This window comes from Burkholderia sp. PR2, assembly GCF_052372875.1.
Lineage (GTDB): Bacteria > Pseudomonadota > Gammaproteobacteria > Burkholderiales > Burkholderiaceae > Burkholderia > Burkholderia diffusa.
The window spans coordinates 1967585-1980400 of the sequence record NZ_JBQRWH010000004.1 but is presented as its reverse complement, the minus strand read 5'-3'; the positions used below and the strand labels follow the sequence as shown (position 1 = coordinate 1980400).

Genomic DNA, 12816 nt, shown 5'->3' with positions numbered 1-12816 from the left:
TTGCAAGGAGAAACGCAATGAAACGCACTGACGACGTGTTGCTCGTGATCGACGTGCAGTACGACTTCATGCCGGGTGGCGCACTCGCGGTGCCGGACGGCGACGCGGTCGTGCCGGTGATCAACGCGCTCGCGCAACGCTTCGACCAGGTCGTGCTGACGCAGGACTGGCACCCGCGCGAACACGTGTCGTTCGCGGCGAATCACCCGGGGCGCGAGCCGTTCTCGACGCTCGCGCTGCCGTACGGCGAGCAGGTGCTGTGGCCCGTGCATTGCGTGCAGGACACGGAAGGCGCGGCGCTGCATCGCGACCTCGACATCCCGCATGCGAGGCTCGTGATCCGCAAGGGCGGCGACGCGCAGGTCGACAGCTACTCCGCGTTCGTCGAAGCCGATCGCACGACGCGCACGGGGCTCGCCGGCTATCTGCGCGAGCTCGGCGCGAAACGCGTGTGGTGTTGCGGACTCGCGACCGACTATTGCGTCGCGTGGTCCGCGCTCGATGCGCGCGCGGCCGGCTTCGAGGCCGCCGTGATCAACGATGCGTGCCGTGCGATCGACCTGAACGGGTCGCTCGCGCACGCATGGCAACAGATGCAGGCGGCGGGCGTCGCACACGTGACGTCCGCGGGCGCGCGCCCGACGGCGTAGCGCATTCCCATCCGATTCAGGACATGAAGCAGGACCGAAGGAGACTCGCATGACCGAAGCCGTAATCGTATCGACCGCACGCACGCCGCTCGCGAAATCGTGGCGTGGCGCATTCAACATGACGCACGGCGCGACGCTCGGCGGCCACGTGGTCGCGGCCGCGCTCGAACGCGCGAAGCTCGACCCCGCGCGCATCGAGGACGTGATCATGGGCTGCGCGAACCCCGAAGGCGCGACCGGCGCGAACATCGCGCGGCAGATCGCGCTGCGCGCCGGGCTGCCGGTGAGCGTGCCGGGGATGACGGTGAACCGTTTCTGCTCGTCAGGGCTGCAGACCATCGCGCTCGCCGCGCAACGGATCATCGCCGGCGAGGGCGACGTGTATGTCGCGGGCGGCGTCGAATCGATCTCCTGCGTGCAGAACGAGATGAACCGGCACATGATCCAGGACGGCTGGCTCGTCGAGCACAAGCCCGAGATCTACTGGAACATGCTTCAGACGGCGGAAAACGTCGCGAAGCGCTACGGGATCGCGAAGGAGCGGCAGGACGAGTACGGCGTGCGGTCGCAACTGCGTGCCGCGGCCGCGCAGGAAGCCGGGCGCTTCAACGACGAGATCGTGCCGATCACCGTACGCGCGGGCATCGCCGACAAGGCGACGGGCCGGCTGTTCACGCAGGACGTTACCGTGTCGGCCGACGAAGGCATCCGGCCCGACACGACGCTCGAAGGCGTGTCGAAGATCCGTTCGGCCGTGCCGGGCGGCGTGATCACCGCGGGCAACGCGAGCCAGTTCTCGGACGGCGCATCGGCGTGCGTGGTGATGAACGCGGATGTCGCACAGCGCGAAGGGCTGCAGCCGCTCGGCGTGTTTCGCGGTTTCGCGGTCGCCGGTTGCGAGCCGGACGAAATGGGCATCGGCCCGGTGTTCGCGGTGCCGAAGCTGCTGAAGCAGGCGGGGCTGAAGGTCGACGACATCGGCCTGTGGGAACTGAACGAAGCGTTCGCGGTGCAGGTGCTGTACTGCCGCGATACGCTCGGGATTCCTGACGACCGCCTGAACGTGAACGGCGGCGCGATCGCGGTCGGCCATCCGTACGGCGTGTCGGGGGCGCGCCTGACGGGCCATGCGCTGATCGAAGGCAAGCGGCGCGGCGTGAAATACGTCGCCGTCACGATGTGCATCGGCGGCGGGCAGGGCGCCGCCGGCCTGTTCGAAATCGTCTGATTTTTTGCTTGTCGGCCGACGGCCGCCGCCTGCGTTGACGCAAGCCGCGGCCGTCGCATGCGATTCGAAAGGATCGGGAAGCAAACGGTGCCGGTTCGATGCTGCCGTTTCCCCTTACTTGTCAAACGAATTGCCGCACCTATACTTGCTCTGACATTTGCCTTTCGGCGGGATGGGGCAACGCGTGCATCGCACCGACGCACGTGATGCGTTTCCGGTAGCCGGCGCAGTCGATGCATCGCGCGTGTCCGGCATCGTGAACGTTCGAACCACGCAGCAGACCGAACGGGGACCGAATTGAGCACGACCTATGCAGCCGGGGAACCGCCGCGAGTCGTCAGCGCGGCCGCGAGGCTCTATGCGAAATGCCTGCTGGTCGGCTTCGCATTGCTGCCAGCCTATCTGATCGCCTATCTGTGGTTCTTCAGCGACCCGCACGTCGTGTTCGAGAGCCACGCCTTCCATGAAATCGCGATCGCGGCCGCGACCCTCGAGGGGGCATTCGTCACCTACGTGACGTGGGTGTGCTATCGGTCGTCCGGAGAGCCGCTCCTGCGCTGGCTGACACTCGGCTTTCTGGGCTTCGCGATGATCTACGCGTTGCACGGCCTGTTCACCGGGATGGCGCATCACAACATCTGGCTGTTCCTGCTGTACGGGCCCGCATCGCGCCTCGTGATGTCGATCCTGCTGCTGACGGGCCTGCTGTCGTATTCGCAGCCGCCCGATCGGGTCGAGAAGCGGGCGCGCGCGCGAACGTGGCTGCCGTGGATCGTGTTGTTCCTGGTCATCAACGTGGCGGTTGCATACATCGCGTATTCGCCGGTCGCGGGCGCGCTGGGCACGCGACTGTCGATGGAAGGCGGCGCGCTGGTGTTTTCGCTGCTCAACGTCGGCATGCTGCTCGCGCGGCGCATCCGTTCGCCGCTGATGGTGATCTACGGCATGTCGATCATGGCGTTCGCGCTGTCGTCGCTCGCGTTCATCCTCGGCAAGCCCTGGAACCACATGTGGTGGCTCGCGCATGCGATCTTCGCGGGCGGGTTCTTCCTGCTCAGCTACGGCGTCGTGCAGGCGCTGCAGACGACGCGCTCGTTCTCGGCGATCTACAGCCAGGAAGACCTGATGAGCCGGCTGTCGGAATCGATGGCGCGCACCGAGAGTGCGCTGCAGGAGTTGCGGCGCACGAACCAGAAGCTCGAATACATGGCCGCGACCGATCCGATGACGGGCGCGTCGAACCGCCGCCAGTTCATCGCGCAGGTCGAGCGCGAGATCGTGCGCGCGGAGCGCGACGGCACGCCGTTTTGCCTGCTCGCGCTCGATCTCGACAACTTCAAGAACATCAACGACGCGTACGGGCACCAGATCGGCGACGAGGTGCTGCGCGGCGTCGTGCGCCAGTCTCTCGAGGCGATTCGTCCGGCCGGTGCGCTCGCGCGGGTCGGCGGCGAGGAGTTCATGGCGCTGTTGCCCGAGATGCCGCTCGAAGGCGCGCGCATGACGGCCGAGCGCGTGCGTTCGTCGATCGCGAGTTCGCCGTTCGGGCTGGATTTCAAGCGCGTGCAGGTGACGGTCAGCGTCGGCGTCGCGCAGTACGGCGTCGACGGGAGCACGGTCGATGCGTTGCTGCGGGCGGTCGATGAACGGCTGTACCAGGCGAAGCGCGACGGGCGCAATCGCGTGGTCGCGCACTGACGAGCGGCGGCCGCGCATTCGGCGCCGTGGCGCGCGCGGCCGCAATGCAATGGCGCGACGCGAGGCAGGTCCGTTTCGCATGCACCCTGGATGAAGCCCCACACGCGCACGAGCATGTGGGGCTTTCGTTTCAATGACGCATCGGCTATCGCGACGCGATGGCCGCCGCACGCTCCGGCTGCGCGTCCTGCATCCGCTGCGAAGCCTGCCACCAGTACTTGCCCGCGCGCAGTTGCGGATCGCGGATCGCGAGATACGTCGTGCTCCACAGCTGCGCCGCGTTGGCTTCGGTCGCATCCGCGCTGCGGGTGCCGAATGCATCGGTCTGGTACCGACCGTTCACGTACGACCAGGTCCACATTTCCGACGTGCGCATGTCGCGTCCGTTCGAGATCACCTGCCAGATCGTCTGCCGAGCCTGCGTCAGCAGCGTGCGCGTCGTGTCCGACAGATCCTGGCGCGCGAGCTGGCGGTCGAGCCCGGCGACCCACATCGCCTGTTGCCACGACCAGATCACCGTGCCGTGATACGCCGAACTCGTGAATTTGGGCCACAGCGCCTGATTCGCATACGCGGGGTTCGCGATCAGCATCCCGACATCGGTGACGAGACCGGTCGGGAACGGCCGCGTGACGTCGGTGACGATCCGCTGGAGCTGGTCGTCCGCCGGCGTGCCGAACAGCAGCGCGAAGCCGCCGTCGGAATTCATCACCGGGATCGGCGTGCCTTGCTGGTCGAGCGACAGCGCGTAGAAAGTCAGCGGCGCGCCTGGCGCGGTACCTGCCGGCACACCGGTGGACGACGCATAGGCCGATACTTCGGTCGCCGCCTGCGCGGCCGGTACGCTCACCTGGAACAGCGGCGGCGCCTGCTGCTCCCAGGTAGCCGCTTCGGTCGCCGTGTTCGCGAGCGTCGCACGTTGCCCGGCGTCCAGGTAAGGATCGAGCAGGCCGCGCGCGAGGAACGCATTCGCCGCGCGCAGCGCGGCCGGCACGAGCACCGCATTCACGTCGTACGGATAGACGCCGCCGCCGAGCCCGTCGGTGCTGTCGCGCCAGTTGCCGACGATCTCGCCAGGCCGCAGGCGGATCAGGTTCGGGACCGACGGCTGCTGTGCGAACGGCTGCGCGGTCGCCGCGACGTGCAGCAGGTTGACGACGAGCCGGCTGCCGTTCGTCTGACCGTCGCTGCCGCGTTGCGCGAGATAGGCGGCCGCGCGCGCCTGGCCGCGCGTGTCGTCGATCAGCCAGGCCGCCGCGATCGGCGCGAGCAGGTAGTCGCTGTCGATCATCTTGTAATCGTAGGTCGGCGTTGCATCGTTCGGCCGGCCGTGCTTCGCGTTGTCGACCAGCGCGAATTCGCCGATGCCTTCCTCGTGCGCGACCTTGCCGTCGTCCGACAGGCGACTCAGCACCGACGTCAGCCCGGCCTCGATCGCCGCAGGCTCGAGCACCGGCATCAGCATGCGCACCGAGATCAGCGTGTCGCGGCCGAAGTAGGTGTCGTATTGCCACGAGCCGGCCAGCAGCTTGTCGTGGAAGCTCAGGAATTCGAGCACGTTCTGGCTGACCGGGTCGGGATTCGCGGACGGCGCGAGCAGGTCTGCACGCAGGATCGGCGACAACGGCGTCTCGCCCGACAGCGCATCGACGTGCAGTTTCAGCGTACGAGCGCCGGCCGCCGCGCGCAGCACGAGCTTGCCGCCCGCGGCTGTCGCGATGCTGCCGCCGTCGCGCAGCGTGATGCGCAGCATCTGGCCGGGCGCGCCGTCGATCCGGTCGCGCTGCCATTGCGTGACGCTCCTCTGGATCGTCGGGGCGGTGACGATCTCCGGCGGTATCGTCGCGCCGCCGTTGAAGTCGCGCAGGAAGCGCACATTGCCGAGCAGCCCCTGGCGGATCGTCAGCGTGTCGGTGTCGACCGATACGTCGGCGCCGATGCCGTACAGCGGGCGACCGTGCGTGTCGGGTGCCGACAGCGCGGACGGTGGTGTGTCGAGGCTCCAGCTCACCGGCTGGGCAGTGTCGTCGAACCACAGCCCGGTGCCGCTGTTGCCGGCCGGAAACACCACGAGCAGACGCGGTTTCGTCGACGAGCGCACCAGCAGGTGCGCGGCGACTTTGTCCTGCCGGTAGAACGCATTGATCTGCCCGCCGGTGTCCATGCGGAACGACAGTGCGGCGCTGTTCGACGACGTACCGCTGGACTGGACGTCGTCGTCGTTGCAGGCGGCGAGCAGGCCGGCGCAGACGAATCCGAGACACAGCGATTTCGTGAAGCGGCGCATGTTCATGACGACCCTCCTGATGCATGTGATTTTTATCGGAATGCTTGAATGAGCGGGCGGCTTGATCCGCTTTGTGCTGCGTCTCGGGTATTCTGAAAATGCCCGGGATTAATCGTGGTGTGATGCTCGGGGGGCGAATTGAACGGCTTTAATCGAATGGACGATCAATGCCGAAAAGTGAAGGCAAAAAGACGCACCGCCCGTTCTGATGCGGGTGTAGTCACTGGAGCACGCCTTCGCGCAGGCGAAGGGCAACGTTCGTGCGGTACTGAAAAAGTCCGACGAAAGATGTTGTATGGGATTCTAAATTTCGACGAAAGTCAAAGTCAATGATGTTTGGTGGCTTTTTTTTGGATATTTAATTGCCGGTTAAATCGTAATTGTTACTCGGTGAATCAGTAAAAAGTGCGGTTATGAAAATATGAATGACTAATCCTGATAACTATCGATAAAATGGCTGGCAATAGCGCTGGAATCCGGCGATCCGGTGATCCGGTGATTGATGCCGGATTGGAATTGAGCGATCGGGAGCGGTCGAGCAATACGCGTTCCCGACGCTGCCCAGCCAGTTGGGCTGCTCTAGCAAGTGTCGCTGGCGCGGTCGACCGCGCCAGCTTCGTCAGATATCCGCGTATTGCGGCAGCAGATCTTGATCGACGGGGCATGATCTCGATCCTGTTTGCTGCTTCGATGTGCTCGTGATTGCCGACAGAGAACGGCGCGTCCGTAACGCTGACGATGATCGTGCCGGTTTGTTTTCCATCTGTGGGCACCGGGATGAGGGCGCGAGCCTCTACGCGAGCGAGCAGCGGGGCCATTTTGCGGTGGGTCATGGTCCACATGACACTGGCACGTGTGATGTGTTCAAGAATCAGATCCCGAGGGCCATCTACCTGAATGAGGTCATACACGACGCGGACTACGCGGGCGACCGTGGCATCCATTGCGCAGCCAAGGCGTAACTCGCGCATAAGCTTTCCGAGCCGACAAATCATCTCGCAGCAGCGGAGAGTCCGTTTTCACGCCGGTCGCAGACGCTATAGAGGACGCGTCGCGGCGTCTATGCCGAGAATGGTCCGACGACGTTCTGTCAAAATACCCGCTTACTCCTCCTGACCGATCGCGGAATGGAACTCAGACAACTACGCTATTTTCTCAGCGCCGTGGAACACGGAAGCATGGGCAAGGCAGCGCTGGAACTCGGCGTGGTGACCTCGGCATTGAGTCAGCAGATCAGCCGTCTCGAAGGCGAACTGTCCACGCGTCTGCTGCAACGCACCTCGGGCGGCGTCGTTCCCACCGACGCAGGTTTGGCGTTCTGGCGTCAGGCGCAACTCGCGCTGCGTCATATCGACGATGCAGCGCTCGCTGCACGCTCAGCCCGTCTGTCGGGCCATGTCAGCGTCGGCATGGCGCCGAGCACGGCGAGCGTGCTAGGCGTCGCATTCATGCAGGCCATGCGCTCGCGCTATCCCGATGTGCGGCTGCACATGGTCGAAAGTCTCTCCGGCTATCTTGCATCCATGCTGAGCGCGCGTCAGATCGATCTCGCCGTGCTGTTCCGCGAGGAGTCCGCGCAACGCTGGAGCGTGCTGCCGCTGCTGGACGAGCGGCTGTTCCTGATCGGCGCGGGCGATCTCGATGGCATGCCGACGAGCGCATCCGTCCGGCTGAAAAATCTCGGCAGGCTTCCGCTCGTTCTTCCCAGCGGCACGCATGGGCTGCGTTCGCTGCTGTTATCAGCGTTCAGGCGCGCCGAATACGAGCCGAACATCGTCGCCGAAGTCGACGGCCTTGCACTCCTGATGGACTTCGTCCGCACCGGCATCGGCGCGACCATACAGCCTGGCGCGGCGCTCGCAAGGCCCGAGAACGTGATACTGACGAGCGTGCCCGTCGCGGATAAATACGCCACACGGCCCAACATGCTCGCCAGCATCTCCGACGACGAACTGTCTCCCGCCGGTCTCGCTGCGCGCGTGGTGCTCGCCGATGTCGCCCGTCAACTCGTACAGGAGGGGCGCTGGCCAGGTGCGCGGCTGCGGGAGCCTCGGCCTTCACAAAAAGTGAAGACCCCTTGACGGCTGGCTGGTAGCGACGCGGGCACGAGACCTTTACGATTTGTCCAAAAGGAGACAAGTCTGATGGTCGATGTGCTCGTAATCGGAGGAGGCAATGCCGCGCTGTGCGCCGCATTGATGGCGCGCGAAGCGGGCGCCTCGGTCCTGCTTCTCGAATCCGCGCCGCGCGAATGGCGCGGCGGCAACTCGCAACACACGCGCAATCTGCGCTGCATGCACGATGCGCCGCAGGACGTTCTCGTCGATGCCTATCCGGAAGAGGAATTTTGGCAGGACCTGTTGAAAGTCACCGGCGGCATCACGAATGAGCATCTCGCGCGGCTGACGATCCGCGCGTCGTCGTCGTGCCGGCCGTGGATGCAGAAGCACGGCGTACGCTTCCAGCCGCCGCTGTCGGGCGCGCTGCACGTGGCACGCACCAACGCGTTCTTCATGGGTGGCGGCAAGGCGCTCGTCAACGCGTATTACCGCAGCGCCGAAGCGCTCGGCGTCGATATCCGCTATGAAACACCCGTCGATTCGCTTGAACTTGACGGCAGCCTCTTCATCGCGGCGCGCAGCGGCAGCCAGCGCTTCGAGGCGCGCGCCTGCGTGCTGGCGGCAGGCGGCTTTGAATCAAATCGCGAATGGCTGCGCGAAGCGTGGGGGCAAAACGAGCGCGGCGAATGGCCCGCCGACAACTTCCTGATTCGCGGCACGCGCTTCAACAAGGGCGTGCTCATCAAGCATATGACCGACGCCGGTGCGGACATGATCGGCGACCCGTCGCAGTCACACTGCGTCGCCATCGATGCACGCGCGCCGCTGTATGACGGCGGCATCTGTACGCGCATCGACTGCGTGTCGCTGGGCGTCGTGGTGAATCGTGACGCCGAGCGCTTTTACGACGAAGGCGAGGATTTCTGGCCGAAGCGCTATGCAATCTGGGGACGGCTCGTTGCGCATCAACCGGGGCAGATCGGCTATTCGATCATCGACTCGAAAGCAATCGGCCGCTTCATGCCGCCGGTGTTTCCGGGCGATAAGGCCGATACGCTGCCGGAACTCGCGCGCAAGCTCGGGCTGCCGGAAGCGCGCTTCATGGAAACGCTCACGCGCTATAACGACTCATGCCGCGACGGCACCTTCGACCACACCGCGCTCGACGACTGCCACACCGAAGGTCTCGCGCCGCCCAAGACGCACTGGGCGCGCCGCATCGAGACGCCGCCGTTTTACGGTTATGCGTTGCGGCCAGGCATCACGTTCACGTATCTCGGACTAAAGACCAATGATCGCGCGCAGGTTCACTTCGGCGGCAAAGCCAGTGAGAACCTGTTCGTGGCCGGCGAAATGATGGCCGGCAACGTGCTCGGTAAGGGCTATACAGCGGGCGTCGGCATGTCGATCGGCACGGCCTTCGGGCGCATCGCCGGGACGCAGGCTGCGCGCGCCGCACTCAAAACGACGGAGGCAACCAGTGCAGCAGTCTGACCCGTTCGCGCCCGAACGCATGCGCACGGCGTTATCGGTCGATACGAAAAAAACTTCGCACGGCAGCACGGCGCGCGTGATCCCAATCGTGCCGATGAGCGCCGGCGAAACCGAAGTGGCACGGCAGATGCAGATCTGCAACGCCTGCCGCTACTGCGAAGGCTTCTGCGCCGTGTTCCCGGCCATGACGCGCCGCCTGGAATTCGGCAAGTCGGACGTCAACTATCTGGCGAATCTCTGCCACAACTGCGGCGCGTGCTATCACGCGTGCCAATACGCGCCGCCGCACGAATTCGGCGTGAACGTGCCGAAAGCGATGGCCGAAGTCCGGCTCGAAACCTACACCGAATACGCGTTTCCCGCGTCGTTCGGCGCGCTGTACAAACGCAACGGCCTGACTTTGTCGGTTGCACTGGCGGCCGGACTCGCGCTGTTTCTGCTGCTCGGTATGGCATTCCACGGCGGCTTGTCGGGCGATGTCGCGCCAGCGAACTTCTACGCGATCTTCCCGCACAACCTGCTCGCGGCGATGTTTGGCATTGTTTTCCTGTTCGCCATTCTCGCGCTCGGCGTGGGCGTCACGCGCTTCTGGCGCGACGTGTCGGCAGGAACGGCGAGTGCGCCAGCTGTCGCGGAAGCGGCCAAGAACGCGCTGACGCTCAAGTACCTGGACGGCGGCCACGGCGACGGCTGCAACGAAGAGAGCGATGCCTTCACACTGGCGCGGCGCCGTTTCCATCACCTGACGTTCTACGGCTTCATGCTGTGCTTTGCAGCAACCGCAGTTGCGACGCTCTATCACTATGCATTCGGTCTGGAAGCGCCGTATCCGTTTCTGAGCGTGCCGGTGCTGCTGGGGACCGCGGGCGGCATTGGACTGATTGCGGGGGCGGCGGGACTGCTGTGGCTGAACCTGAAACGCGTTCCGGAGCGGGGCGATGCCCGTCAGCGTCCGATGGACCGCGGCTTCATCGCGCTCCTGCTTCTGACGAGCGCATCCGGTCTCGCGCTGCTCGCGCTCCGCGCGACCTCGGCGATGCCGTCGCTGCTCGCGATTCATCTCGGCATCGTGATGGCGCTGTTCGCCACGCTGCCTTACGGCAAGTTCGCGCACGGCATCTTCCGCTCGGCGGCGTTGCTCAAATCGTCGATAGAGAAGCGGCAACGCAACACGCTGAGCCTCAGTTCGGATTAGCAGTCACTAGGGCGCCTTGGGCGCCCATCACCATAGATAAGAAGCAGGAGACGCAATGAACCGCACAGAATCGATCGCCGCTACGTCCGGCGTTTCGCCCATGACGAGGGCCGCCGCCGTGTTGCGCGTGACCAGCGGCAATTTCATCGAACAGTTCGATTTCTTTCTGTTCGGCTTCTACGCGACATCGATCTCGAAGATCTTTTTCCCGTCCACCAGCGAGTTCGCCTCGCTGATGCTTGCCTTCGCGGTGTTCGGCGCGGGCTTTCTGATGCGTCCGCTCGGTGCGATCTTTCTCGGCGCGTATATCGACAAGGTCGGACGGCGCACCGGGCTGATCGTTACGCTGTCGATCATGGCGAGCGGCACCATTCTGATTGCCTGCGTGCCTGGGTACGCGACGATCGGCCTGCTCGCGCCGGCGCTCGTGCTGCTCGGGCGTCTGTTGCAGGGCTTCTCGGCGGGCGCGGAACTGGGCGGCGTGTCTGTCTATCTCGCGGAAATGGCGACGCCCGATAACAAGGGCTTTTACACGAGTTGGCAGTCGGCGAGCCAGCAGGTCGCCATCGTCGTGGCGGCGGCCATCGGTTACGGGCTGAACCAGTGGCTGTCCGCGCAGCAGATCGGTGCATGGGGCTGGCGCGTGCCGTTTTTCATCGGCTGCGCGATCGTGCCGTTCCTGTTCATGCTGCGCCGTTCGCTGCAGGAGACCGCAGCGTTCGAAGCGCGGCGGCATCATCCGCAGGCGCGCGAGATTTTTGCGATGCTGCTCGGCAACTGGCGCACCGTCATCGGCGGCATGCTGCTGACGGCGATGACCACCACCACCTTCTATCTCATCACCGTCTATACGCCGACCTTCGGGAAGTCGGTGCTGAAGCTGTCCACCTCCGACAGCCTGATGGTCACGCTGCTTGTGGCTGCATCGAATTTCGTCTGGCTACCGATCGGCGGCACGATTTCCGACCGCATCGGCCGCAAGCCGCTGCTGCTCGCCATTTCCATGCTGGCGATCTTCACGTCTTATCCGGCGCTGTCCTGGCTCGCCGATGCACCGAGCTTCGCGCGCATGCTGATCGTTCTGCTGTGGTTCTCGTTCTTCTTCGGCATGTATAACGGCGCGATGGTCGCCGCGCTCACCGAAGTGATGCCGGTCGAAGTGCGCGTCGCGGGCTTCTCGCTGGCGTTCAGTCTCGCGACGGCGCTGTTCGGCGGCTTTACGCCGGCGGTATCGACGTATCTGATTCAGGTCCTGCATGACAAGGCCGCACCAGGCTACTGGCTGAGCTTCGCTGCGCTCTGCAGCTTGTGCGCGACACTCAGGCTGTACCGTCGCCGCGCGGGCAGTAACGCGTCGGCGGCATCGTCGGCTTGATAGCGATTGCATCGGCCCGTTTACGTAACCCCGGCTTTGCACCGGGCTTTCGCTTTTTCAGCGGCGACAAGAAGGGTCGATGAGGTCCAATCCAGGCATTTGCTTCTACCCAATCCAGGCATTTGCTTCTACTTGAGCCAGCTTGATTACGGCGAGCGGATCTCGCGCATTCTTCTTGGCGCTCGGCAATTCGATTCGATCCGACTCGCTGAATAGACCGCTTTCGTAGAGCGTGCTGATCGGCCACGTGCGTGCGACACGCGGCACGTCTACTGGAACATTCGCTTTACGGATGTCCCGCCGGCCGAGGACCCGATTTTCCGCTTCGAGGTCACGAACCAGTGGCTGACCGAAGTGGCTCGATAACCAGATCTAAGGGGCAGCGATGATTCCGGAAACTCTGTACAACTGCAACACGTTCGTGGAGCGGCTGGATTGTGCTGCATGTATCGATCGATACGATCGGCCGCATACGCTCTTCTACCGGGACCCTCCGTACGACGAGACGGAGGGGTACGGCGTGGCATTCCCGTTCGGCGAGTACGAGAAGATGGCGCAGCGCCTACGGTCGATCAAGGGGCGTGCGATCGTGAGCCTGAACGACCATTCTGATATTCGGCGTGCGTTCGACGGGTTTCACATCGAGACCGTGCCGATTCAATTTACGGTCGGTGGCGGCAAGGGTGTCGAGCGCAACGACCTGATCATCTTCAGTTGGGATGATGCTGCGCAGCCTGTTGGATTGTTCTAACCGATGATGCCGGGGCGTGCTACCGCGCCGGCATCGCACTCACGGATAAGCAAAAGCGGGTAGGAGGCAGGCGCTCAA

The 12816-nt window shown here is 64.4% G+C and carries 8 protein-coding genes and 2 pseudogenes; 8 read left to right on the top strand and 2 right to left on the bottom strand.

What is annotated here, in order from left to right; all coding sequences use genetic code 11:
• Positions 1 to 17 precede the first annotated feature (17 nt).
• The 3 genes from pncA to ACT2FV_RS26335 all read left to right on the top strand — a co-directional run bounded on the left by pncA (position 18) and on the right by ACT2FV_RS26335 (position 3576).
• On the top strand, positions 18 to 650 hold the full coding sequence (pncA, locus tag ACT2FV_RS26345; RefSeq protein WP_044843660.1) for a bifunctional nicotinamidase/pyrazinamidase: 633 nt from the start codon (positions 18 to 20) through the stop codon (positions 648 to 650).
• Positions 651 to 699: 49 nt separating this feature from the next.
• Positions 700 to 1878: an acetyl-CoA C-acyltransferase gene (locus tag ACT2FV_RS26340; protein WP_444505112.1), complete on the top strand. Its 1179-nt coding sequence runs from the start codon at positions 700 to 702 to the stop codon at positions 1876 to 1878.
• A gap of 297 nt (positions 1879 to 2175) precedes the next feature.
• Positions 2176 to 3576, top strand: coding sequence for a sensor domain-containing diguanylate cyclase (locus tag ACT2FV_RS26335; protein ID WP_059604186.1), 1401 nt, complete (start codon positions 2176 to 2178; stop codon positions 3574 to 3576).
• Positions 3577 to 3721: 145 nt separating this feature from the next.
• Here the strand turns inward: ACT2FV_RS26335 and ACT2FV_RS26330 are convergent, their stop codons facing one another.
• Both ACT2FV_RS26330 and ACT2FV_RS26325 read right to left on the bottom strand, forming a co-directional pair.
• Positions 3722 to 5863 carry a hypothetical protein gene (locus tag ACT2FV_RS26330; protein WP_444505453.1) on the bottom strand — a complete coding sequence of 714 codons (2142 nt, stop codon included), beginning with the start codon at positions 5861 to 5863 and terminating at the stop codon, positions 3722 to 3724.
• 619 nt (positions 5864 to 6482) lie between these two features.
• Positions 6483 to 6660, bottom strand: a pseudogene (locus tag ACT2FV_RS26325) (LysR family transcriptional regulator); the annotation flags it as partial.
• 330 nt (positions 6661 to 6990) lie between these two features.
• Here ACT2FV_RS26325 and ACT2FV_RS26320 point away from each other — a divergent pair.
• From ACT2FV_RS26320 to ACT2FV_RS26300, 5 genes and pseudogenes are all read left to right on the top strand, one after another.
• Complete coding sequence (locus ACT2FV_RS26320) at positions 6991 to 7944, top strand: LysR family transcriptional regulator (RefSeq protein WP_301846439.1); 954 nt, start codon at positions 6991 to 6993, stop codon at positions 7942 to 7944.
• 63 nt (positions 7945 to 8007) lie between these two features.
• Complete coding sequence (gene tcuA, locus ACT2FV_RS26315; protein WP_151049547.1) at positions 8008 to 9417, top strand: FAD-dependent tricarballylate dehydrogenase TcuA; 1410 nt, start codon at positions 8008 to 8010, stop codon at positions 9415 to 9417.
• A complete protein-coding gene (tcuB, locus tag ACT2FV_RS26310; protein ID WP_151049545.1) occupies positions 9404 to 10612 on the top strand; it encodes a tricarballylate utilization 4Fe-4S protein TcuB in 1209 nt (402 codons plus the stop codon). The genes tcuA and tcuB overlap by 14 nt, the downstream gene beginning before the upstream one ends.
• Before the next feature lie 55 nt (positions 10613 to 10667).
• Complete coding sequence (locus ACT2FV_RS26305; RefSeq protein ID WP_151049543.1) at positions 10668 to 11987, top strand: MFS transporter; 1320 nt, start codon at positions 10668 to 10670, stop codon at positions 11985 to 11987.
• 412 nt (positions 11988 to 12399) lie between these two features.
• A pseudogene (locus ACT2FV_RS26300) lies at positions 12400 to 12738 on the top strand (DNA adenine methylase); the annotation flags it as partial.
• Positions 12739 to 12816: the final 78 nt, after the last annotated feature.